The 23,622-nt window shown below is 62.5% G+C and carries 19 protein-coding genes and 3 pseudogenes; 15 read left to right on the top strand and 7 right to left on the bottom strand.

The window, feature by feature from the left end:
• The first annotated feature begins 2 nt into the window (after positions 1-2).
• From G6N78_RS09665 to G6N78_RS25715, 3 genes are all read left to right on the top strand, one after another.
• The gene (locus G6N78_RS09665; RefSeq protein ID WP_165217821.1) at positions 3-1,013 is read left to right on the top strand and encodes an alpha/beta fold hydrolase; all 1,011 of its coding nucleotides are present in this window, start codon (positions 3-5) and stop codon (positions 1,011-1,013) included.
• A 104-nt stretch (positions 1,014-1,117) separates the two neighbouring features.
• Positions 1,118-1,450, top strand: a complete 333-nt coding sequence (locus G6N78_RS09660; RefSeq protein ID WP_165217819.1) for a DUF6364 family protein — start codon at positions 1,118-1,120, stop codon at positions 1,448-1,450.
• Positions 1,447-1,911, top strand: coding sequence for a hypothetical protein (locus G6N78_RS25715; protein ID WP_206531560.1), 465 nt, complete (start codon positions 1,447-1,449; stop codon positions 1,909-1,911). The genes G6N78_RS09660 and G6N78_RS25715 overlap by 4 nt, the downstream gene beginning before the upstream one ends.
• Here G6N78_RS25715 and pyk read toward each other — a convergent pair.
• Together pyk and G6N78_RS26040 are read right to left on the bottom strand one after the other, a co-directional pair.
• Positions 1,878-3,317, bottom strand: a complete 1,440-nt coding sequence (gene pyk, locus G6N78_RS09650) for a pyruvate kinase (protein WP_165217818.1) — start codon at positions 3,315-3,317, stop codon at positions 1,878-1,880. The genes G6N78_RS25715 and pyk overlap by 34 nt on opposite strands.
• Positions 3,317-3,691, bottom strand: a pseudogene (locus tag G6N78_RS26040) (DUF1036 domain-containing protein); the annotation flags it as partial. The pseudogene G6N78_RS26040 and the gene pyk, both read right to left, overlap by 1 nt.
• A 278-nt stretch (positions 3,692-3,969) precedes the next feature.
• Between G6N78_RS26040 and G6N78_RS09640 the strand changes: the two are divergent.
• From G6N78_RS09640 to G6N78_RS09630, 3 genes are all read left to right on the top strand, one after another.
• Entirely contained in the window at positions 3,970-4,767 is a 798-nt protein-coding gene (locus G6N78_RS09640) for an N-formylglutamate amidohydrolase (RefSeq protein WP_165217816.1), read from the top strand.
• Positions 4,768-4,786: 19 nt separating this feature from the next.
• Positions 4,787-5,101 carry a DUF1244 domain-containing protein gene (locus tag G6N78_RS09635; RefSeq protein WP_206531559.1) on the top strand — a complete coding sequence of 105 codons (315 nt, stop codon included), beginning with the start codon at positions 4,787-4,789 and terminating at the stop codon, positions 5,099-5,101.
• 174 nt (positions 5,102-5,275) lie between these two features.
• Complete coding sequence (locus tag G6N78_RS09630) at positions 5,276-5,536, top strand: DUF2312 domain-containing protein (protein WP_165217814.1); 261 nt, start codon at positions 5,276-5,278, stop codon at positions 5,534-5,536.
• A gap of 115 nt (positions 5,537-5,651) precedes the next feature.
• On the opposite strand, the gene mepK is transcribed toward G6N78_RS09630, so the two are convergent.
• The 3 genes and pseudogenes from mepK to G6N78_RS09620 all read right to left on the bottom strand — a co-directional run.
• Positions 5,652-7,502 (bottom strand): peptidoglycan L,D-endopeptidase MepK, encoded by a 1,851-nt coding sequence (mepK, locus tag G6N78_RS09625; protein WP_165217813.1) that lies wholly within the window; start codon positions 7,500-7,502, stop codon positions 5,652-5,654.
• 282 nt (positions 7,503-7,784) lie between these two features.
• Positions 7,785-7,976: pseudogene (locus tag G6N78_RS26035) on the bottom strand (helix-turn-helix domain-containing protein); the annotation flags it as partial.
• A 158-nt stretch (positions 7,977-8,134) separates the two neighbouring features.
• Positions 8,135-9,326: pseudogene (locus G6N78_RS09620) on the bottom strand (sigma-54-dependent transcriptional regulator); the annotation flags it as partial.
• A 180-nt stretch (positions 9,327-9,506) separates the two neighbouring features.
• Between G6N78_RS09620 and G6N78_RS09615 the strand changes: the two are divergent.
• The 9 genes from G6N78_RS09615 to hemH all read left to right on the top strand — a co-directional run bounded on the left by G6N78_RS09615 (position 9,507) and on the right by hemH (position 21,680).
• On the top strand, positions 9,507-11,366 hold the full coding sequence (locus tag G6N78_RS09615; protein WP_165221578.1) for a M3 family oligoendopeptidase: 1,860 nt from the start codon (positions 9,507-9,509) through the stop codon (positions 11,364-11,366).
• A gap of 38 nt (positions 11,367-11,404) precedes the next feature.
• Positions 11,405-13,423, top strand: a complete 2,019-nt coding sequence (locus tag G6N78_RS09610; protein ID WP_165217809.1) for a diguanylate cyclase domain-containing protein — start codon at positions 11,405-11,407, stop codon at positions 13,421-13,423.
• 69 nt (positions 13,424-13,492) lie between these two features.
• Positions 13,493-14,710, top strand: coding sequence for an aminodeoxychorismate synthase component I (locus G6N78_RS09605; protein WP_234905771.1), 1,218 nt, complete (start codon positions 13,493-13,495; stop codon positions 14,708-14,710).
• Positions 14,707-15,315, top strand: coding sequence for an aminotransferase class IV family protein (locus G6N78_RS09600; protein WP_234905770.1), 609 nt, complete (start codon positions 14,707-14,709; stop codon positions 15,313-15,315). The genes G6N78_RS09605 and G6N78_RS09600 overlap by 4 nt, the downstream gene beginning before the upstream one ends.
• A gap of 12 nt (positions 15,316-15,327) precedes the next feature.
• Positions 15,328-16,266 (top strand): heme-dependent oxidative N-demethylase family protein, encoded by a 939-nt coding sequence (locus G6N78_RS09595; protein WP_165217801.1) that lies wholly within the window; start codon positions 15,328-15,330, stop codon positions 16,264-16,266.
• 109 nt (positions 16,267-16,375) lie between these two features.
• Positions 16,376-17,821: a homospermidine synthase gene (locus G6N78_RS09590; RefSeq protein WP_165217799.1), complete on the top strand. Its 1,446-nt coding sequence runs from the start codon at positions 16,376-16,378 to the stop codon at positions 17,819-17,821.
• A gap of 136 nt (positions 17,822-17,957) precedes the next feature.
• A complete protein-coding gene (omp10, locus tag G6N78_RS09585; protein WP_165217797.1) occupies positions 17,958-18,323 on the top strand; it encodes an outer membrane lipoprotein Omp10 in 366 nt (121 codons plus the stop codon).
• 216 nt (positions 18,324-18,539) lie between these two features.
• Positions 18,540-20,507: a 5'-nucleotidase C-terminal domain-containing protein gene (locus G6N78_RS09580; protein ID WP_165217796.1), complete on the top strand. Its 1,968-nt coding sequence runs from the start codon at positions 18,540-18,542 to the stop codon at positions 20,505-20,507.
• A 138-nt stretch (positions 20,508-20,645) separates the two neighbouring features.
• Positions 20,646-21,680 (top strand): ferrochelatase, encoded by a 1,035-nt coding sequence (hemH, locus tag G6N78_RS09575; RefSeq protein WP_165221572.1) that lies wholly within the window; start codon positions 20,646-20,648, stop codon positions 21,678-21,680.
• Between the two features lie 79 nt (positions 21,681-21,759).
• Here the strand turns inward: hemH and G6N78_RS09570 are convergent, their stop codons facing one another.
• A complete protein-coding gene (locus tag G6N78_RS09570; protein WP_165217790.1) occupies positions 21,760-22,641 on the bottom strand; it encodes a GGDEF domain-containing protein in 882 nt (293 codons plus the stop codon).
• Positions 22,642-22,774: 133 nt separating this feature from the next.
• Positions 22,775-23,416 (bottom strand): GNAT family N-acetyltransferase, encoded by a 642-nt coding sequence (locus tag G6N78_RS09565; RefSeq protein WP_165217783.1) that lies wholly within the window; start codon positions 23,414-23,416, stop codon positions 22,775-22,777.
• Positions 23,417-23,622 lie beyond the last annotated feature (206 nt).

The raw sequence follows: 23,622 nt of genomic DNA, 5'->3' as shown, positions 1-23,622 counted from the left end.
CCGTGGTCATCCTTCTTATCGTTGTTGCGGCCCTTCTTGCCGGCGCCTTCGGTTTCACCGCCTGGCGCACGGCGGAGATCGAACGCCGCTATCCCAATATCGGCACGCTGACGAATGTCGGCGGCTTCCGCATGAACGCCCTGCACGTGCCGGCGGGACCCGACGCGAATCTGCCGCCGATCGTCTTCATCCATGGCGCCAGCGGCAATCTGCGCGACCAGGAGGCGGCCTTCCTCAAGCCCCTGCAGGGCCGCGCCGAACTTCTCTTCATCGACCGCCCCGGCCACGGTTATTCCGAACGTGGCGGCGCGGAGAATGCCAATCCGGAAGGACAGGCCGCCGCCATTGCCCGACTGATGGAGAAGAAGGGCATCGAACGAGCGATCATCGTCGGCCATTCCTTCGGCGGGGCGATCGCTGCGACCTTTGCCCTCTTCCACCCGGACAAGGTGATCGGCACGCTGTTCCTCTCGCCGGCCACGCATCCCTGGCCGGGCGGTATCGACTGGCATTATCACGTGGCATCCACACCCGGTCTCGGCTGGCTGTTCACACACACGCTGGTGATGCCCGCCGGCATGGTGCTGCTCGATCCCGCCACCCGCTCCGTCTTTGCCCCGAACGCCCGGCGGGAAGCCTATGTGGACGAAGGCGCACCAGCGCTGGTGCTGCGGCCGAACAATTTCCAGTACAATGCCGAGGACGTGTCGAACCTCCTCGACTATGTCACGCGCATTGCACCGCGCTATACGGAGATCGAAAGCCCGGCGATCATCATCACCGGCGACAGTGACCCGGTGGTGCTCGCCAACATCCATTCGGTGGGCTTGCGTCGGGATATCAAAAACTCGGACCTGATCTGGCTGAAGGGCGTCGGCCACAAGCCGGATTACATCGCGACCGATCTCGCCATCGCCGCCATCGAAAAGCTGTCGGGCAAGGAGCGGGATCTGGAGGCACTGGCCCGGCAGGTAGAGGCGCGGATTGCGGGGGAGATGCCAGCAGCCCGATAGGACCCTGCTGCCAGCCGTGACGCCTCCCGCACGCACCAACAGCAACACGCTTTATGCGGCACGCCAATTCACATATATATGTGACGCATACGAAGGGTTTGCCGATGCTGAAGAACACGACCCTGAATCTGCCAGAGGAACTGGTGGCCAAGGTGAAGGCCTACGCGGCGCAGAACCGGACCACCATAACCGCGATCGTGCGCGAGCATTTTGAGGCAATAACCGAACCGGAAAGAGACATCTCCGAGGAGGACCCGCTTCTCGCCTACTCCAAAGGACTGCTCTCCCGGCGGGAAACTGTTCGCCGCCTTGGGCTTCGCGATTATGCCGACCTGCTCGTCGCGCTTGGAGATGCCGACCTTCCCATGCCGCTTCCCCCGGCCCATGACATTGAAAATCAGGCAGCCACCTTTGCAAGGCTTTGGAGGATGGGATGAGGCGGTGCACGATCATCCTGCCTGACGCAGGTCCGATCAACAGCCTCTGGGTCGCAGACCGGCTGCATCTCCTGCTCGACCTGGACATGCGGATTGTCATTGTTGACGCTGTCTACGACGAACTCACCAGCGATCTGTCCTACCGGAAAGATGCCGAGGTGAAGGACTTCATCGATGGCAACTCTCCACCGTTCGTGATCGAGCGGACGGACATCGGTGAGGCCGAGCGGCAGAAGCGGCGGCTTGGGCACAAACTCAAGAAGAATGCCGGAGAACTCGCGATGGTCGACCCGCAGCGATCGGCAGTTCGTGGAAGCCCTGAACGGGACGCCGTTCATCCGAAGTTTGAGCACTGGATCGGCGTTCCGCATTGCGGCGAAGGGGGCTGGACCACAGCCCCCTCTTCATATCGGGCGTTAACCGGCCGTCACACGCCCGACTGGCCGTCCGGGCCGATATAGGCCATGCGCAGCATGTTGGTGGCACCCGGCGTGCCGAGGGGAACACCGGCGGAGATGATGATGCGGTCGCCCGGCTTGCCAAAACCTTCGGAGGCGACGATGCGGCAGGCCTTGTTGACCATGTCGTCGAGATCCGTCGGCTCTTGCGCCACCACGCAGTGCAGGCCCCAGCAGACCGACAGGCGGCGCGCCGTCTGGACGATCGGCGAGAGCGCGATGATCGGCACCTGCGGGCGCTCGCGCGAGGCGCGCAGACCGGTATTGCCGGACGAGGTGTAGGTGACGATCGCCTGCAGCTTCAGCGTCTCGGCAATCTGGCGGGCGGCAAGCGAAATGGCGTCGGCGCCGGTCGCTTCCGGCTGCGGGCGCTGCGCATAGATGATGTTCGAATAATACGGATCCTGCTCCACCTTGGTGGCGATGGAGGCCATGGTGGAGACCGCCTCGACCGGATACTGGCCGGACGCCGATTCCGCCGAGAGCATCACCGCATCCGCACCTTCAAAAACTGCGGTCGCGACGTCGGAAACTTCGGCACGGGTCGGCACCGCGGCGGTGATCATCGATTCCAGCATCTGGGTCGCGACGACGACCGGCTTGCCGGCGCGGCGACATGCGCGCGTCAGCTGCTTCTGCAGGCCGGGCACCGCTTCCAGCGGCATTTCGACACCGAGATCGCCACGCGCCACCATCAGCGCATCCGACAGCTCGATGATTTCCTCGATGCGCTCGATCGCCTGCGGCTTCTCGATCTTCGACATCAGGCCGACGCGGCCCTTGGAAATTTTCCGCACTTCGGCCAGGTCTTCCGGGCGCTGGACGAAAGAGAGCGCCACCCAGTCCACCTGGTTCGTCGCCAGAACGGCATCGAGATCGGCGCGGTCCTTGTCGGTCAGAACGCCGACGCCGAGCAGCGTATCCGGCAGGCTGACGCCCTTGCGGTCGGAGATCGAGGTGCCGGCAACGACCGTGCAGACGATGCTCTTGCCGTCGGCCTTCTCAGCGCGCAGGTGCAGCTTGCCGTCATCGATCAGCAGCCGGTCGCCGGCCTTGACGGCCTCGAGGATTTCCGGATGCGGCAGGAAGACGCGGGTCTTGTCGCCGGGCACGTCCTTGTTGTCGAGCGTGAAGGTCTGGCCGGGCTCCAGCGTCACCTTGGTGTCGGCGAACTTGCCGACGCGCAGTTTCGGGCCCTGCAGGTCGGCGAGGATGCCGATCGGGCGGCCGTTGCGGGCCTCGACGGAGCGGATGCGCTCGATCAGGGTGCGCATCAGGTCATGGCTGGCATGGCTCATGTTGATGCGGAAGAGGTCGGCGCCTGCCAGGTGCAGCTTCTCGATCATCGCCTCTTCGGAAGAGGCCGGGCCGAGGGTGGCGAGGATTTTTACTTTGCGGTTTCGCTTCATCAATTCTGGCCTTCTTGCGCGGCCGGCGTGTCAGAAAGCTGGACCATCCAGCTGCCCTGACGGCCGGTGTCATATTCCTTGAACCCCATGCGCTGGTAGCCGCGGGCGAAACAATCGTCGACGCCGACGATCTTGAACTCGTTTTCGGCGACGCACATGTTGATGTCGCCGGTCCAACGGCCGCCCCGGGCCGCATCCTCCGCATAGAGATAGTAGTAGCGGGACTGCAGTTCGCCTTCGATCAGCGTGGCGCAGCTCGAGGCAGGCACCTGCCACCAGCCTTCCGAGATCCAGCCTTCGCTGGCCCGGTAGCCGATGGCGACACCGACGAGATTCTGCGTGCCGTTGCAGACACGAAAATCGGCGTGCGCGACGCTGGCAAAACCGAAAACGGGAACGCTGACCATCGCAAAGGCAAGCGACGGCACGAGGCGCAGGGAAAGAAGAGACAAAAGGCTTTTCGACACGGCTTCCGTTGGGACTCCATGAGGGTTCATCTGCACTGTCTTCGCCCGCTCACTCGCGAAAGTCAATGAAATCAAATCGATTATATTCTCCAAGGTCTTGCTTGACAGAAGGCAAGTGACGCTTGCACCGAACCGCATCCCCATGTCATCAGGGCTCTGTCTCAAGTCTTCTCCGGCGTGGCGCAATGCAGTCTTTCCCTTCCTTCGAACTGATACAAGGCAATCGTGACAGCGGCATGGTGCTTCTGGCCGACCATGCGAAGAACAGTCTTCCACAGGAATATGGAACGCTGGGGCTTAAGGAGAGCGTCTTCAGCCGGCATATCGCCTATGACATCGGCGTGGAGGGGCTGACGCGGCAACTCGCAGCCCGCCTCGGCGTGCCGGCGGTCATGTCGACCTTTTCGCGCCTGTTGATCGATCCGAACCGTGGCGAGGACGACCCGACGCTGATCATGAAGATCTCCGACGGCGCGATCATTCCCGGCAACCATCCGATCACGGATGCGCAATGGCAGCACCGGCTTCAATCCTACCACCGGCCTTATCATGACGCGGTCGAGCGCGAAATCACGGCAGTCGCTGAAGCCTGCGGCAGGGCGCCGCTCGTGCTGTCGCTGCATTCCTATACGCCCGCCTGGAAGGGCGTGCCGCGCCCCTGGCATGCCGCGGTCCTCTGGGACAACGATCCTCGTGCCGTCCGGCCGCTGATCGAGAGGCTGGCGGCGGACACCGACCTCCTGATCGGCGACAATGAGCCCTATGACGGGGCGCTGAAGAACGATACCATGTATCGCCACTGCATGATGAAGGGCATACCGCATGCATTGTTGGAGGTGCGCCAGGACCTGATCGGCGACGACAACGGCATCAGCACGTGGGCGGAGCGTCTGGCGCCGATCTTCGCCTCCCTGAACGCGGACCCGGCACTGCACGAATACCAGCGATTTGCCTCGCGCACCGGCCCCTACCCCGCCGGATGAGAAGACAGGAGACCACCTCATGGCCCAGACGACCGACATGACTGACGAGCAGCGCATAGCTTTCGAAGCGGCAGCCTTTCGCCGGCTGGTCGCCCATCTCAGGGACCGGCACGACGTGCAGAACATCGACCTGATGAACCTTGCCGGCTTCTGCCGCAACTGCCTGTCGAACTGGTACCGGGAGGCCGCCGAAGAGGCCGGCGTTCCCTTGGACAAGGAAACCTCGCGCGAGATCGTCTACGGCATGCCCTACGAGGAGTGGAAAAGCCGCCACCAGGCCGAGGCGAGTGACGCGCAGAAAGCCGCATTTGCGGACAACAACCCGCACAAATGACGCGCCCGCGTCCGAATACGCCTTGACCTTGCCGAGACTTCGCGGCAGGTGAAGCCACCCTCGGAGACCGGCACTGCCAGCCTCCGGAACCCATTCATCATCAACCCACCGATATGGCCGCGCCACACGGGACAGGATTGTGTCCGCAGCCCGGCCAAGCAAGAGGAACGACCCATGGAAGAAGTGGCAACGACCGGGGAAGTCAACGTTGCAGCCGCCGAACTGCGCCAGTTCATCGAGCGGATCGAACGCCTGGAAGAAGAAAAGCAGACGATCGCCGACGACATCAAGGACGTGTTCGGTGAAGCCAAGGGCCGCGGCTACGACACCAAGGCGATGAAGACGATCATCCGTCTGCGCAAGAAGGACGCCAACGAGCGCATGGAGGAAGAGACCATCCTCCAGACCTACATGGCCGCGCTCGGCATGGAATAAAGGCGCAAACCGCGCTCACCCGTGGCGGGATAGAAACGCGGCGGGCAAGGAACAGACAAGGCCCGCCGGCGTGATCACCGGCGGGCCTTGTTCGTTCTGGATGAGAATGACTGTCTCAGGGTTTCGGCTGGTTTGCGCCGCTGAAACGATTGGGATCGATCGCCACCGCCTCCGACACGGGGCGGAAACCACCGCTATAGCCAGCAGAAACGTCGGTCGACAGTGCCCGCACCAACATGCGCGGCGCCTTGGTGGAGGCCACCGCATCCGAGCGCTTGTTGGCGAGCGCCCACTGCGCCAGCGTATCGCCCGTCAGCACTTTGGTGCCGGGATTGGCCGGACGGCCACCGAGCTTGGATACGGCACCACCCTTGACCACCTTGGTCGGCTGAGCCGGCTGGGCTGCCGGTTTCGGCATGTCGAAACCGTCATTGAAGACCATGCCCGACGAGCCTTGCGTAACCGTGCTCGGCGTCGCCAGCGCGACCTCCTGCTGCGCCGGTGCGCTCGGTGCACGGGGAGCCGGTTTGGGCGGCGGGGTCGGCGTATAACCGGCACTGCGGGCCAGCTCGGCCAGAAGTTCAGGCGTCAGCGCCTGCTTGTCCGCTTCCGATTTTGCCTGCTCAACGACAGGTGCAGACGGGGTCGCAACAGGCGCAGCGACAGCCACGAGTTCGCCGCCGCGGGGAGCGGCCGGTTCGGGACGAAGCGCCGGGAGCGGCACGGCCGCCAGAAGTTCATTCTCGACCGGCGCAGCAGCAAGCGAGGCGGTCTGGACCGGAGAGGTTTGTGCATCGCCCTTCAGACCACGCGGGCCCAGCAGCGTCGGCACCGGAACGGTGAGGCTTGCAAGATCAACCGCAGCGGGTGCCGGCAGATCGGGTCGTGCGGTCGGCGTTGCGGGCGTGGCCGGCATCACCGCCGCAATCGCTTCCTGGGCGGTGCTCTGCGGCTGCGAATAGAGTGCCGTCAGGCCAGGGGCTGCCGGATCGGCGCGGAAGGCCGGACGCGACAACGGAACGGGCGCACCGACTTCCGGCATGGCGACAATTTCGGGTTTGACAGGTGCAGCTTCCGCCACCAAGACCGGTGCCTCAGCCGGCTCTCGCGCTGCCGGGCGCACCGGCGCCGATGGACGCTCCGGTACATTGCTCGGCGCCGCAATGGCATCGGCATCTTCATCCTCGTCGCCGCTATTGCCAAACAGCATGGCAAAGAGATTGGTCGGCTTGCGGCTGGAAGACGAGGCGGGCGCGCTGCCGGCGGTGCTCGCCACCTGAATGGAGCTTGCGCCGACGCGACGCTTGTAATCGGCGACCGCCTGCTCATAGCCCGGCAGCGGCTGACCATCGGCCGGCAGGTGCATGGTATTGCCGTTCGGGAAGAGCTTGACCAGTTCCTGGCGCGACATGCGTGGCCAGGCGCGGACGCTGCCGACGTCGAGATGCACGAAAGGCGAACCGGAGGTCGGATAATAGCCGACACCGCCGACCTGCAACTGCATGGCGGTGGCGCGCAGCGTGGCCAGTTTCACGCCCGGAATGAAAAAATCCATCGCCTTGCCCAGCATGTGCTGGCTGTTCTTCGCGACACCCTTGGTGCGCGTGCGCAGCATGCCGTTGGTGGCCGGCGAGCGATAGGCGGAGACGACGTGAATGTAATCGGAGGCACCGACGCGCCGGTAGACTTCCCAGACGAGATCGAACAGCCGCGGATCCATCTTCGTCGGCTCGTTTCGACGCCAGTCGCGCAGGAAGCGGTTGATCTCCTGCAGGCCCTTCGGATCATAACGCCCGTTGCGCTTGAAGGTGATTTCTTCCCGTTCGCCGGTGTGAACGAAATAAAGCTTCAGGCTGCGGGTTTCCCCCGCGGCAGAGGCCGTCTGGCTGGGAAAGCTGGCAAGAGACGCCACCAGCGCAAGAGACGCCAAGGCCGCCGTGGCACGCTTTGCGAGACACTTGAACAAGCGAGCCGCAGGTCGCCATCCGCTGTCACCCGAAGGCGTTGATTCTGCATACTGATACGGCAAGTCTATCCCCGTCTGACAGGCAACGTACGGTATTGCCTCACATGACCGTGAATTGCGGTTACACGATGGCAAATGTGCCACACATGCACAAGCATTTCTTTGATAGTCAACAAATCACTACCGAATGGTTGACGGTCAGTATCAGAACATCCTTGCTTGAAAGTGAACGCCCGCTCCGAGGCGTTTACCTTTGGTTGGGGTTTCGAGGCGGCGCGGGGCTCACGCCGCCTCCTTCAAAGGGTCGTCAGGGTCTATCCCATAATCCTTGAGTTTGCGGTAAAGCGTTGATCTTCCAATGCCGAGCTTGCGGGCCACCTGGCTCATCTGGCCTCGGTAGAACTTGAGCGCGAAGCGTATCAGCTCTTCCTCCACATCCGCCAGTTTGCGCACGTCGCCGCTGTCATCGGTGCTGACGATCACATTTTCGGGACCGCCAAACATCTGCATCGAACGGGCGGCTTCGGCCCGTGCGGCGCGCAGCATGTCCGACATCGACCGCTGATCGGCATCGTCCTCGCTCTCGATGTCTTCGATCGGCACAACCGCCGTCGCCAGCAGTTCCTGGCTCTGGTAGTCCGGCACCTGGGCGGCAATCTGCGGGAAATCCTTCTCCGTCAGGTCCGGTCCTTCGGCAAGCACGACGGCGCGGAACACCGCGTTTTCCAGCTGGCGGATGTTGCCCGGCCAGTCATAGGAGGTGAGCAGCGCCATGGCGCCGGCACCGACCTGCAGCGTGCGATCCAGCTTCTGCTCCGCCGAAAACCGCTCGGTGAAGACACGCGCCAGATGCGGGATGTCCTCCTTGCGGCGGCGCAGCGCCGGGATGGTGATCGGGAAGACGTTGAGGCGGTAATAAAGGTCCTCGCGGAACCGTCCGGCGCGAACCTCCTCGATCAGGTCCTTGTTGGTCGCCGAGATCAGGCGCACATCGACCTTCTGCACCTTGGCGGCGCCGACCGTTTCGATTTCTCCCTGCTGCACGGCCCGCAGCAGTTTCACCTGCACATCGAGCGGCAGATCGCCGATCTCGTCGAGAAACAGTGTTCCGCCATCGGCTTCCATGAACTTGCCGGTATGCCGTTCGGTAGCCCCGGTAAAGGCACCCTTCTCGTGGCCGAACAGGATGCTTTCCACCAGATTGGCCGGGATCGCACCACAGTTGACGGTGATGAACGGCTTGTTGGCACGCTCGCCGCTCGCCTGGATGGCGCGGGCGATCATTTCCTTGCCGACACCCGATTCACCTTCCAGGACCACCGGGATATTCGATTGCGAGGCGCGCTGGGCAAGATCGATGACCCGCAGCATGTCCGGGCTTGCCGAAACGATATCGCCGAAGCTGACGCTGCCACCCTTCGTCTTGCGGACCGCCTTCACCTTGCTTTCGCGGTGATCGACCTTCAGCGCATTGGCGATGGAGGCGGCGATCCGCTCCGGTGAGACCGGCTTCACGACAAAATCGAACGCACCGGCGCGCATGGCCTGCACCACCGTTTCGATGCCGCCCTGCCCGGTCTGGACGATGACGGGAATTTCCAGCGCCATCTCGCCGGCGGCCTGGAGAAAGCCGAGCCCGTCGAGCTCCGGCATCATCAGATCGAGGACGATCACGTTGATCTGGCGACGGTTCCGCTTCAGGAACTCCAGCGCAAGACGACCGTTTTCCGCCACATGGGCAACATGGCCATAGCGCTCCACCGCATTCTTCAACAGGCGGCGCTGGACCGGATCATCATCGACAACAAGGATATGGGCCGTCATGCTTGCTCCGAATTCTCAATATACCGTCCCACAAGGGACCTTGATGTCCGTTGTGTCATAAAGGGTTAAACATCCCGTTTTGAGAAATGCTTGCATTTTAAACGCCGCCCATTGAAACATCCCGACGACTGCAAATTGTACCAAGACGAGGATAGGAGACAGACCTTGACCGTGTCTGACATCGGCCACCGGAAATTTGTAAACCATAAACGGGCAGCCGTCGCGGATGCCGCAGGCGCCGCCGCATCGGCAGATGCAGCACTGGGCGTCCTGCCCGTCTGGCGCCTTGAGGATCTCTATCCCTCCGCCGACAGCGATGCCTTCCGCGGTGATCTTACCCGGGCGCTGGAGATGGCGAAGGCCTTTGAAAGCCAGTGGAAAGGCAGGCTTGCCGAGGCCGCGACGAAAACCGGCACGGATGGCCTCGGTGCCGCCGTCGAGGCCTACGAGGCGATCGACGATCTCGTCGGCAAGATCGGCTCCTTTGCCGGCCTCACCTATTTTTCTGACACGCTGAACCCTGCAAACGGCAAGCTTTATGGCGATGTGCAGTCCAAGCTGACCGATCTCTCCGCGCACCTGTTGTTCTTCCCGCTCGAACTGAACCGGGTGGACGATGCCCTGATCGACACGGCGCTGACGGCAGACGAGAAGGCCGCTCACTACGCTCCCTGGATCCTTGATCTGCGCAAGGACAAGCCGCACCAGCTGGACGACCGGCTGGAGCAACTGTTCCTCGAAAAATCCATGACGAGCGCTGCCGCCTTCAACCGGCTGTTCGACGAGACCATGGCCGATCTGCGTTTCGAGATCGACGGCGAGATGCTGCCGCTCGAGCGGACGCTGAACCTCTTGCAGGAGCCGGAGGAAGCGATGCGCGCCAAGGCGGCGGCCGCCCTCTCGGCCACCTTCAAGGCGAACCTGCGCGTCTTCACGCTGATCACCAACACGCTGGCGAAGGACAAGGACATTGCCGACCGCTGGCGCGGTTTCGAGGACATTGCCGACAGCCGGCACCTCGCCAATCGCGTCGAACGCGAGGTGGTCGATGCACTGGCGGCCGCCGTGCGGGACGCCTATCCGCGCCTCTCGCATCGCTATTACGCGATGAAGGCGAAATGGCTCGGCATGGATCAGATGAATTTCTGGGACCGCAACGCGCCGCTGCCCGAAACCCCGAAGGCGCTGATCCCCTGGGAGACGGCCCGAGAGACGGTGCTCTCGGCCTATGGCCAGTTCGCGCGCGACATGGCCGACATCGCCCGCCGCTTCTTCGACGAGAACTGGATCGATGCGCCCGCCCGCCCCGGCAAGGCGCCGGGTGCCTTCGCCCATCCGACCGTGCCCTCCGCCCATCCTTACGTGCTGGTCAACTATCTCGGCAAGCCGCGCGACGTCATGACGCTTGCGCATGAACTCGGCCACGGCGTGCACCAGGTGCTGGCCGGCGGCCAGGGTGCGCTGATGTGCCAGACACCCCTGACGCTTGCCGAAACCGCCTCCGTCTTCGGCGAAATGCTGACCTTCCGCGCGCTGTTGAACAAGACGACTGACCGGCGTGAGCGCAAGGCGATGCTGGCCCAGAAGGTGGAGGACATGATCAACACGGTCGTGCGCCAGATCGCCTTCTACGAGTTCGAGCGCAAGGTGCACACGGCCCGCAAGGAAGGAGAACTGACCTCCGAACAGATCGGCGAGCTGTGGCTGTCGGTGCAGACCGAAAGCCTCGGCCCGGCCATCCGCATTTCCGAAGGTTACGAAGCCTGGTGGACCTATATCCCCCACTTCATCCACTCGCCCTTCTATGTCTACGCCTATGCCTTCGGGGATTGCCTGGTGAACTCGCTCTATGCGGTCTACCAGAATGCCGAGGACGGTTTTCAGCAAAAGTATTTCGCGCTGCTGAAGGCGGGCGGCACGAAACACCATTCGGAACTTCTCGCCCCCTTCGGCCTCGATGCCACCGATCCGTCCTTCTGGAGCAAGGGCCTGTCGATGATCGAAGGCCTGATCGATGAACTGGAGGCGCTTGACGCCTGAACGGCATCCGCGCGTCCTAAACGAATTCGTCTTTCACGTTGCCGGCCGTTCTGCGGTCGGCAACGTCCTTCCACCCTACGCAATCATCTCCAATTTTATCGAATTCTTCATGGCAACACTGGATAATCCGCGTCGTTTCAACGCGACTTTTCATTTGTACTATGAAGATCCAGAGCATCAGAACCAGCACACGCAAAAGAGGGCTCACCGTTTTTGCCGGCGCACTTGTTTTCGCCTGCCTGTGGTTCTGGTCGGAGCTGACGACGTGGCGGCGGCTGGTCCATAGCTCCAACAACAGGCTGATCGAGACGGCAGAAGTGGTTTCGCTGCACGCCGATACCATCCTCGCGCTGGCCGATCAGGCCCTTGCCGAACTCACGCTTCAGGCACAGACCTTCGCAGGCAATGATGACGCAGCCGGTCGTCTGGCCGATGAGATGCAGCGGCTTGTCCGAACGTCGCATGTGTTGGGCGGCATGTCCCATATTGGCGTTGATGGCCGTCTGGTCAGCACAACGCTCGATCGCATGGGAGTCGGCCTGAATGCATCGTTGGAAGAGGCCGTCCGCTTCCATCGCGCCAGCATATCCGACAAAATCCATATCGGTTCAGCAAACCGCGGTGATCGAGACAGCGCCGCCTTCCTGCCGATTTCAAAGCGGATAGACGGTCCCAACAGAGAATTTGCCGGCGTGATGGTCGCCATGGTGGATCTGGACGAGATCGCCCGCTTCATGCAAAGCTTCAACTCCGGCGGCGACAGCAGTATTTTTGTGCTCCGCGGCGACGGACAGGTCCTGATGCGCTACCCCTCAAGGGGACAGGCGATGAAGGCAGGCTCCTTCGACAGCACGGATATCCGATCCCTGAGCACTTCGGACGTGAAAGGCCGCCACGACTATCAGTTGCCAGGGTCCGGATCGGCACGGCTCAGCGGTTATTTCCGCAATACCGAAACAGGCATTACGGTGGTCGCCTCACGTTCCAGATCGGCACTCTTCCACGCCTGGATGTCCCGGTCCGGCTATCCCTGGCTCGGCATCGGCACGGCCTATATCGGCGTCATCATAATGTCCCTTCGATGGATCAGGCAGATCCGGCTGCGGGAACTCGGCGAGCAGAAAATTGCTGCGCAGGAGCTAGAATTCCGTCTGATCGCCAATGCTTCGACCGACATCATCGAGAAGATCACCATCGACGGCATACGTCTTTATGTCTCTGCAGCGGCCCGCAACCTCTTCCAGCGCCCGCCGGAGGAACTGGTGGGAACCAGCATCTTCGAGGGTATGGAGGATGATGCGAAGGCGCAGTGGCAGACCGTGTTGTCGCGACTGAACCAGGGCGCCACCTCTCAGTCAGTGCTCTATCGGCATCAAGAGCCCGATGGTTCGACGATATGGCTCGAAAGCGCGCTCTCTCGTCTCGATAATGCGAACGGCGAGGCACTGGACGAGATTGTCGTCATCACACGCGATGTGACCCGCCAGCAGACCATCACTCAGGAACTCGATTCTCTGGCCATGACGGACGAACTGACCGGCCTGTTCAACAAGCGGCATTTCAACAACTGCCTGTCGTCGATGTTCGTTGATGCGGCGGACAAGAGACAGCCGCTCTCCCTGGTGCTGATCGATCTCGACCGTTTCAAGCTGTTCAACGACAACTACGGCCATCTTGCCGGGGACAAGGCGCTGCGTGCCGTCGCAGAGGTCATCCAGACAAGACTTCAGGGGACGTTCGGCATTGCCGCCCGCTATGGCGGCGAGGAACTGGCAGTGCTTCTGGGCCACCAGAACGACATGGCCGTGCGCGCCATCGCGGAGACGATCCGTAGCGGCGTCGCCTCGCTCGCCATTCCGCATGTCGGCAACCTGCCGTTCGGCCATGTCACGATTTCGGCGGGACACGCAACCATCGTCCCTGCGCCAGGCGGTTCCCAGACCGAGCTGATTGCCGAGGCGGACCGTGCTCTCTACCTCGCCAAATCCGATGGCCGCAACCAGTGCCGGTCGCATCGGGAACTCGGCACACCGAACACGCTGAACAACACGGGGTGAAATTACCAGAGCCGCAAAGAGCCACCGGCTCACATTGAGAAGCCGACCCGAGTGTGGCAGGAGAGCGGCATGTCCTCCTCTCCCATGCCTGCCGCCCCTTACGCCCTCTTCCGCGACGACCAGCGACATTCGAGCCGCGTCTTCGAGCGTCCGCACGAGATCGTCATCGCGCGGACGGCGGACGAGGTCCTGCCGGCATTGGCAAGGCTCGAGGACGCCAGGCGGCGCGGGTTCTGGCTGGCGGGCTATCTCTCCTATAAGGCGGGGCACGTCTTCGAGGAGAAGCTCCGGCACCTCATCGTCCCAGTCCGCGAAACGCCGCTGATCGCCATGGGCATTTTCGATGCACCGGCCGGCAGCGGGCATCCGCTGGCGCAACCGGTCACCGCCGAGGCCGGAACCTCACCGCCATCCCTCGACAACGCAAGGCCCGCCTGGGATTTCGAGACCTACGAGACGCGCTTCGAGACCTTGCATGCGCATCTGCGCCGCGGCGACTGTTACCAGGCGAACCTCACCATGCCTGTGGAGGCAAAATGGCAGGGCGATCCGCGGGCGCTCTTCTGGTCTCTGGTGGAGCGGCAGCCGGTACGCTACGGCGCGCTGATCGATCTCGGCGGGCCGGTGATCCTGTCGCGCTCGCCGGAACTCTTCTTCCGGGTCGATGACGATGGGATGATCGAAACGCATCCGATGAAGGGCACCGCGCCGCGCGGCAAGACCACCGCCGAGGATGCGCGGATCATCGCGAAAATGCTCGCCGACGAGAAGACGCAGGCGGAAAACCGCATGATCGTCGATCTGCTGCGCAACGACATCTCGATGATCTCGGAGGTCCGCACGCTCTCGGTTCCAAAGCTCTTTGCCATCGAGACCTATCCGACGGTGCATCAGATGGTGAGCCATGTAACCGCAAAACTGAAGCCGGAGGTCGGCCTGCCGGAGATCCTCGCCGCTCTCTTTCCCTGCGGTTCGGTCACAGGGGCGCCCAAAATGTGGGCCATGCAGATCCTCGGTCGGCTGGAGGACGGGCCGCGGGATGTCTATTGCGGGGCGATCGGCTGGTGCGATCCGGCGGGTCCGATGCAATTTTCCGTGGCTATCCGAACACTTACCCTTTTCAACGGGGGCAAGGCGGTCTTCAATGTCGGCGGCGGAATTGTCTTCGATTCGAAGGCCAAGGCGGAATATGACGAATGCCTACTCAAAACGCGGTTCGCAGTAAGCCAGCTAAGCAGCCGAGGTCCAGCGCCCGTGCCGCCAAGCAGACAGTCGATTTCCTGTTGATCGAGACCCTGCGCTGGGAGCCGGAAGCCGGTTTCCTCCGCCTGGATCAACATCTTCGGCGGCTCAGCCGCTCGGCGGATGCGCTCGGTTTCCGCCAGCCGGTGGATGCGAAGGATCTGCTGAAGGCGGCGGTCTCCGGCGAGGAAGACCTGAGGGTTCGCCTCACGATGAACTTCCGCGGCAAGGTCGAGGTTACGACCACGGTGATCAAGCCGGAACCGGAAGGATGCCTCTGGCGCCTGAAGATTGCCGACCAGCGGATGAAATCCGACGATGCGCTCTACCGCCACAAGACCACGCGCCGCGAACCCTATGATGCCGCCCGCGCGGAGTTCGACAAGAGCGAGGCCGACGAGGTTCTGCTTCTGAACGAACGCGGCGAGCTCTGCGAGGGCACGATCACCAATCTCTTTGTCGAAAGCGATGGCGGCGTGCTCATCACGCCGCCCTTAAGCTCCGGCCTGCTGCCCGGCATCCTGCGCGCCGACCTGATCCGCGAGGGCAAAGCCCGCTCCGACATTCTCCGCCCAGCCAACCTCAAGGGCCGCAAGGTCTTCGTCGGCAATTCGCTGCGGGGCCTGATCGCCGCCGAACTGGTCGATTAGGGACGAGAGGCTATGCCGACCTACACCCCCTATGACGGCTCCGCTACGCCCTTTACCATCGGCCTGTCGCAGCTCGATCTTGCCGACTGGATCGAGCCGGACGCGGGTCTTGCCGGTTATCTGGCGCAAAAGCGTCAGCTGCTTCAAACACATCGCAACGACATCTTTCGGGCCGAACCGGGCACGGAGGCGGCGCAGCAGGAGGTTCTGGCACTTCTTGCCGAGTATCTGCCCGAGCGGTATCCGCAGCTTTATGCGCGGGAGGCAGGCGGTATCGATGTTGCCGGCGCAAGCCCGGTTGCGCTGCAGGACGACGGCATGCCGCCGCTCATTCGTGCCGGCCTGCTGTTGCAGGACGATCTCGTCATCATGCGCCGCGGCGAAAACGGCTGGCGCGTGGCTGCGGCCTTCGTTGCCTTCCCCTCCTCCTGGTCGCTGGACGAGAAATTCGGCCGGGTGATGGACGAGGTGCATGCCGATGTGCCGGATTTCGAGGGCGGCAGCCGCAATGCGGACCTGATCAACCGCATGTTCGACCGGCTGCAGCCGGATCGGTCGGTCAAGCGTTTGAACTGGTCGATCAACTGGAACGACGCGCTCTTCACGCCGAAGCCGAAGAGCGAGCGCAAGGTTCCGGACCTTCCGCCGGCGGCGAGCTATCTGCGGGTCGAACGCCAGACGCTGAGAAAACTGCCGGCGAGTGGCGATATCCTCTTCACCATCCGCATCTACCTCGACCCGATCACCGCGCTCGGAACCGCCGCCCATGCGGGTAAGCTGATGCAGGCGCTCGCCGACCAGCTGGAGGCCCTGACGCCCGCTCAGGCAGCCTATAAGGGCATGCTCGCCAAGCGTGGCCCGATGATTGCTATGCTCAGGGCAGATGCGGCGCAGCTTGCGGATTCCACACCCACTGCCACAGGCTTGTCGTCTTCAAGCTCTTTATTGTGATCGTAATTTGTGATCTAGACCGCCAACAAGAGGCGCAAGGATCAAGACCCGTGCCCAGAAACACCGGCCCTTTAGGCATGCGACCGAGGGACCGAAGGAGCGACAGCAGATGAGTGAACAGACCTACCCGGTTTACGGCGAAATCACCGGCCCGATCGTCATGATCGGTTTCGGATCGATCGGGCGCGGCACGCTGCCGCTGATCGAACGCCACTTCAAGTTCGACAAGAGCCGGATGGTGGTGATCGACCCGCGCGACGACGACAAGGCGATCCTGGAAAAGCACGGCGTGAAGTTCATCCAGGCGCATGTGACCAAGGAAAACTACAAGGACCTGCTGAAGCCGCTGCTGACCGAAGGCAAAGGCCAGGGTTTCTGCGTCAACCTGTCGGTCGATACCGGCTCGCTCGATCTCATCAAGTTCTGCCGCAAGCTGGACGTCCTCTACATCGATACGGTCGTCGAGCCCTGGCTCGGCTTCTATTTCGACAAGAGCATGAAGAATGCCGACCGCACGAACTATTCGCTGCGTGAAACCGTGCGGACGGAAAAGCGCAAGAACCCGGGCGGCACCACGGCCGTCTCCTGCTGCGGCGCCAATCCCGGCATGGTCTCCTGGTTCGTCAAGCAGGCGCTCGTCAACATTGCCAACGACACGGGCGTGAAGTTCGACGAACCCTCCGTCGATGATCGCGACGGCTGGGCGAAGCTGATGAAGAAGGTCGGCGTCAAGGGCATCCATATTGCAGAACGCGACACCCAGCGCACCAAGAACCCGAAGCCGCTCAACGTGTTCTGGAACACCTGGTCGGTCGAAGGCTTCATCTCCGAAGGCCTGCAGCCCTCCGAACTCGGCTGGGGCACGCACGAGAAGTGGATGCCGAAGAACGCCAAGAAGCACAAGAAGGGCTGCAAGGCGGCAATCTACCTGGAGCAGCCGGGCGCCAATACCCGCGTGCGCACCTGGTGCCCGACGCCCGGCCCGCAATACGGCTTCCTGGTGACGCATAACGAATCGATCTCGATTGCCGACTATTTCACGGTCGAGAAGGATGGCGAGGCGGTCTACCGCCCCACCTGCCATTACGCCTACCACCCGGCCAATGATGCCGTGCTGTCGCTGCATGAAATGTTTGGCAATGGCGGCACCGCCCAGCCGGTCCTGCACGTTCTCGACGAGAACGAACTGGTCGATGGCGTCGATGAGCTCGGCGTGCTGCTCTATGGCCACGACAAGAACGCCTACTGGTACGGTTCGCGCCTGTCGCTGGAGGAAACCCGCCAGATCGCGCCTTACCAGAACGCCACCGGCCTGCAGGTGACCTCCGCCGTGCTCGCCGGCATGGTCTGGGCGCTCGAAAACCCGACCGCCGGCATCGTGGAAGCCGACGAGATGGATTACAAGCGCTGCCTCGAAGTGCAGTCGCCTTATCTCGGCCCGGTCGAAGGTCATTACACCGATTGGACCCCGCTCGACGGCCGTCCGGGCCTCTTCCCGGAAGATCTCGACGAAAAGGACGCCTGGCAGTTCAAGAATATCCTCGTGCGGACCTGAGGATCTGCGCGCCTGCCGCGTTTGATCACCTTGGAAAAACAGCAAGGCGGACTGTGAATGCATCCGCCTTGCATTAGATAGAGGTTCGCGCCATCGTTGCCGCCAAGACAGGCGTCCGAATCGCTGGAGAAGAAGAATGAAGATCAAAGGGAGCCTTGCGCTCATCGCCGCAGCCCTCATGCTGACGGCCTGCGTATCGTCCAATGCGCCGCGCCAAATGCCGGCGCCGACCCAGCCTCAGGGCGTCGAGGGGACCTGGGCCGATCCGAACGGTATCGTTTCGACCTTCCAGGCCGGCACGTTCAACACCCGCTCAACGGATACCAACGCCCTTCTCGCCAGCGGCACCTATACCCAGTCGTCGCCGACACTGGTGGAAATCAGCATGACCTCGCTGGTCCGCAAGACCCAGTCACGCGTCAACTGCGCGCTCGTCTCCACGACCCAGCTCAACTGCACGGCCGACAGCGGCTCGCAATTCACGCTGACGCGACGCAGCTGACGCAACCGCCGGATTGTGTTTTTTTCGAAACCCCGCCCTCGGCGGGGTTTCCTGTTTAAGTTGCAAAGAATTTCCTCTGCATCCCTGTCATATTTCCCTTGCAGTCCATAAGGGCTGATGAAAACATGGTGCGATGAACGCGTGTCATAATGATCAATTACAAGAGGCGGAACAGGGCGGAAGACACCGCGCCCGACCTTGAAGGAGAATTCTAGGATGATGAAAAGGCTTGGTTTTAGCGTGCTGGCGGCGAGCATGTTTTCGCTCTACGCAGGGGTGGCACTTGCGGACTACCAGTTGAACATCCTGCACATCAACGACCTGCACTCGCGCATCGAGGCGATCAACAAGTCGGATGCGACCTGCTCGCAGAAGGAAGCCGACGCCAATGAGTGCTTCGGCGGCATTGCGCGCGTCAAGAGCGCCATCGACGGCTTCCGCGCCGCCAATCCGAACGCAAATCTGCTGGTTCTCGATGCCGGCGACCAGTTCCAGGGTTCGCTCTACTACTCGACGTTCAAGAGCGCCCCGGTGGCGGACTTCATGAACGGCATCGGTTTCGACGCCATGGCGATCGGCAACCACGAGTTTGACGATGGCCCGGAAGAACTCAACAAATTCATCGCCGCGCTGAAGTTCCCGATCATTTCCGGCAACACCATTGCCAAGGCCGGCAGCCTGCTCGACGGCAAATACAAGGGCTACGTCGTCAAGGAGATCGGCGGCCAGAAAGTCGGCGTCGTCTCCGTTCTGGCCACCGACAGCGGCGAAACCTCGTCGCCTGGCCCGGACATCTCCTTCGAGGACGAAATCACCTACCTGAAGAAGGCGGTCGCGGAACTGCAGGGCCAGGGCGTCAACAAAATCATTGCGCTGACGCATGTCGGCTACAACAAGGACAAGGAAATCGCCGCTGCCGTGGATGGCATCGACGTGGTGGTCGGCGGTCACAGCCATACCTACCTCTCCTCGACCGATGCGAAGTCCTCCGGTCCCTACCCGACCATGGTGAAGAACCCGTCGGGCGCCGAGATCCCGGTCGTCACCGCCTATGCCTATTCGAAGTATCTCGGCGAGCTCACCGTCACCTTCGACGATAACGGCGTGGTGAAATCGGCCGGTGGCGCACCGAAGCTGCTGGATGCCTCGGTGAAGCCCGATGAGGCCTATGCCGCCAAGGTGAAGGAACTGGGCGCTCCGCTCGAAGACCTGAAGAAGAAGGTCGTCGGCACCTCGGAAGGCGAAATCAACGGCGACCGCAAGGCCTGCCGTGCCGTCGAATGCTCGATGGGCAACCTCGTCGCCGATGCCTCGCTCGCCCGCGTCAAGGACCAGGGCATCACGATCGCCATCGTCAACGGCGGTGGCCTGCGTGCTTCGATCGACCAGGGCGACGTGACCATGGGTGAAGTGCTGACGGTGCTGCCGTTCCAGAACACGATTGCCACCTTCCAGATCAAGGGGGCGGACCTGAAGGCCGCGCTTGAAAACGGCGTGAGCCAGATCGAGGACGGCGCCGGTCGTTTTGCCCAGGTTGGCGGCATGAAGTACACCTTCGACCGCTCCAAGCCGGTCGGCTCGCGCGTCAGCGACGTTATGGTCAAGGAAGGCGATGCCTTCGTTCCGCTCGATCCGGCCAAGACCTATGGCGTCGTCACCAACAACTACGTGCGTGGCGGCGGCGACGGCTTCAAGATGTTCGCGACCAATGCCGTGAACGCCTATGACTTCGGGCCGAACCTGGAACAGGCCGTGGCCGATTACATCAGCGCCAACTCGCCCTACAAGCCCTACACCGACGGTCGCATCAAGGACGCAACACCGGCAGATTACGTCGCGCCGCCGAAGGCCCCGGCTCCGGCACCCGCAGCAGCGGCTGCTCCGGCAGCACCCGCTCCGGCAACGGCTGCTGCCCCTGCCCCGGCGGCTCCGACTGCTGCTCCGGCCGTCACGGCCCAGGCACCCGCTGCAGCCCCCGTTGCTCCGGCAGCGCCCGCAGCAGCCCCGGCTGCCGCACCCGCAGGCCCGAAGATGTACACGGTCATGAAGGGCGACTCGCTCTGGAAGATCGCCGAAGCCACCTATGGCAAGGGCGAGGACTGGAAGAAGATTGCCGACGCCAACAAACTGCGCCGCCCGAACCTGATCGAGATCGGCGCCGAACTGGAACTGCCGGCCAACTGAGCCATCAGGACCTTTTGTCACGATTGAGGTACGACCCGGGGGCTTCCCCGGGTCGTTTTTTGTTTCTACATAGAACCAGCAGTGCCCGGCACACGTAGTGAAAACTGGCCCCGTTCAATGTCCCAGGAAACCGCAATGATGAATGCTCCCGCCATCCACCTGCCAGCCGATCATCCGGAGGTCCGCTTCGGCAAGGTCGGTGTCCTGCTCGTCAATCTCGGCACGCCGGACGGCACAGATTACTGGTCGATGCGGCGCTACCTGGCGGAGTTCCTGACCGATAAACGCGTCATCGAGTGGTCACGGCTGTTCTGGTACCCGATCCTCTACGGCATCGTGCTGAACAAGCGGCCACAGAAGGTCGGCAAGGCCTACGAGTCGATCTGGAACAAGGATCTCGACGAAAGCTACCTGCGCACCTACACCCGCAACCAGGCGGAAATTCTTGCCGAACGGTTCAAGGACATGCCGCATGTGCATGTGGATTGGGCGATGCGCTACGGCCAGCCGGCGATTCAGGCCAAGATGAATGAAATGCAGAAGGCGGGCTGCGAGAAGATCCTCGTCTTCCCGCTTTACCCGCAATATGCCGCGGCGACGACGGCAACCGTTGCCGACGAGGCCTTCAAGGCGCTTCTGAAGATGCGCTGGCAGCCGGCGCTGCGCACCGTGCCGCGCTATCACGACGACCCTGTCTATATTGATGCGCTCGCCTGCTCGATCGAAAAGCATCTGGCGACGCTGGATTGGGAACCGGAACTGGTGATCACCTCCTATCACGGCATCCCGATGTCCTATTTCAAGAAGGGCGATCCCTATCACTGCCAATGCTACAAGACGACACGCCTGCTGCGCGACCGCCTGGGCTGGCCGAAGGAGAAGCTGATGGTCACCTTCCAGTCCCGCTTCGGGCCGGAGGAATGGCTGCAGCCCTACACGGACAAGACGGTGGAAAAGCTTGCCCAGGAGGGCGTCAAGCGCATCGCCATCCTCAATCCAGGCTTCGTCTCCGACTGCCTCGAAACGCTGGAGGAAATTGCCGAGGAGGCCGGCGAAGACTTCCTCCATAATGGCGGCGAAAAATTTTCCCACATTCCCTGCCTCAACGACAGCGAGGACGGCATGCGGGTTCTGGAGCACATCACCCGCCGGGAACTGATGGGCTGGGTGTGACGCATCCTGCTCTGGCGTGAGGCGCGTGGCGATGGCCGCCCGTCGCCACGCGCCATCTGACGCAACGCCGTCGTGGCACTCACACCGGCGTTCTGTCCAGGGCGAACACGCGGTTGCGCCCACCCTCCTTGGCCGCATAAAGCGCCTGGTCCGCATGCAACAGGATCTGTTGCATGCTGTCGGACGATGCTGCCTCATAGACGCCGAAGCTGGCAGTCACCCGGCCGTGCGGTAAAGGCTTCACCACCAGAACCTCGAAGGTCTGCCGCAGACGCTCGGCAATCGCCGTGGCTTCCTGTTTGCTGGTGCGCGGCAGGATCAGGCAGAACTCCTCGCCCCCGATGCGCGCGGCGATATCGTAGCGGCGCAAGCTGTCGCGCACCGCTTCGGAAACGGCCATCAGCACGTGGTCGCCCGTATCGTGGCCATGCCGGTCGTTGATCTGCTTGAAGTGGTCGAGATCGAACAGGATGGCCGACAGCGGGCTCTTCTCGCGGGCCGCGCGCGCCTGCTCCACGGGGATGCGCTCCGCCAGCCAGCGGCGATTGTGAAGTCCGGTCAAGGGGTCGCTGGAGGCCTGGTGGCGCAGCGACTTCATCAGGCTTTCGACCTCCGCCACCATGCTGACGACGGCACGCGTCACGGTGCCGATCTCGTCCTTGCGGCTGATCTGGAGGCGGATGGGAGCGCCCTCGGCCTGATAGTGCTCGATCGCGCGGGCAAGGTGTCTCAGCGGCGCAAAGAAGCGCCAGAGCAGCCACAGGCAGGCAATGGTTCCGGCAAGCGTTGCGCCAAGCAGAACACCCAGCACCGGACCGGGATGGTGGGTGGAAAACCCGCTGCCGAGATAAAGGATGATGGCGATCAACGGGAGGTGGATGGCAAAAAAGCAGGTGCCGAAGATCTTGGCCAGGAGCGAGTGCCGCATGGCACCGAGTGACGTCGCCGGTGTCGGAATCATTCCGAGCTCTCCTCTGAGTATTTCAGACAGCGCTTAAGCTAGGAACGCGACACCAACGAAACGTTAAGCCAATCGTTAAAACGCGACATGTTCACAGCTTGCGTACGTCTCCGGACCATGGCTTTGCGCCGCTTCAGTCCAACGACAGAAAATGCGTCAGGCACTGGAATTCGAAAAGATCCAGTGAACGCGCAAGCGCAAGCGAGGCCGTATTGGTCTCCTCGACCACATAACGGGTAACAAGGCCGCGCCGCGCCACCTCCAGAAACGCGGCCTGGACAACACGGCGCGCCAATCCCTGCCGGCGCGCTGAGGCATGGGTTACAAGCCCGCCGATCTCCCAGAGGCCCGGGCTGTTCTCGAAGGCGAAGCACACCGACAGGCCAATCCCCTCTTCCGGTGCCTCGACGACAAAAGCCCGGCCGCTGTCGAGAAGCGGCAGCAGCCAGTCCCGCCCATAGCCACGTTCGTTAAAGAGCGCCCAGCCGGCCTCGCTCGGTTGGCACCGCACCAGAGCGGTGGCCGCTGTCCATCCCGGTTCGTCCGCCAACCGGAACGAATGAAAGGCGGTCGTGCGGCGAAGACGAAAGCGCTGAGCAACGGCCGTCTCGTCTGCCGGCGTCGGCAGCTTGAAGACGCAGGGGCCGTCCGCCGGCACTTGCGCCACCAACCGCAGCGTCAGGTCGGCATGGTCGCTGGCGATGAAGCAGACGTGGCGGACACCGGGATAGGCGTGGCGGTCGTAATCGCTGACGGCGGCGACGAGTAGAAGCATTACCGCCTCCCCTTCTGCTCCTTGCGTATGAAACAGCCGGGTATCCGCGGGGAAGGCCTGCAGATATTTCAGCAGCGAAATGCTCCGCAACCTGTCCCGGTTCAGGTAGTCCCTCGCCTTGTCCATCACCGTCACCCGCTAAACCGCCTTCGCAACTGGCAAAGACTGACGGAAGGACCGGTGATGGTCCAATCAAGAGACGAAAT

The organism is Allorhizobium pseudoryzae, from assembly GCF_011046245.1.
In the GTDB taxonomy this organism is placed as follows: Bacteria; Pseudomonadota; Alphaproteobacteria; order Rhizobiales; family Rhizobiaceae; genus Neorhizobium; species Neorhizobium pseudoryzae.
Note: the sequence above shows the minus strand (reverse complement) of the source record. Positions and strands in the feature narration are given on the sequence as shown.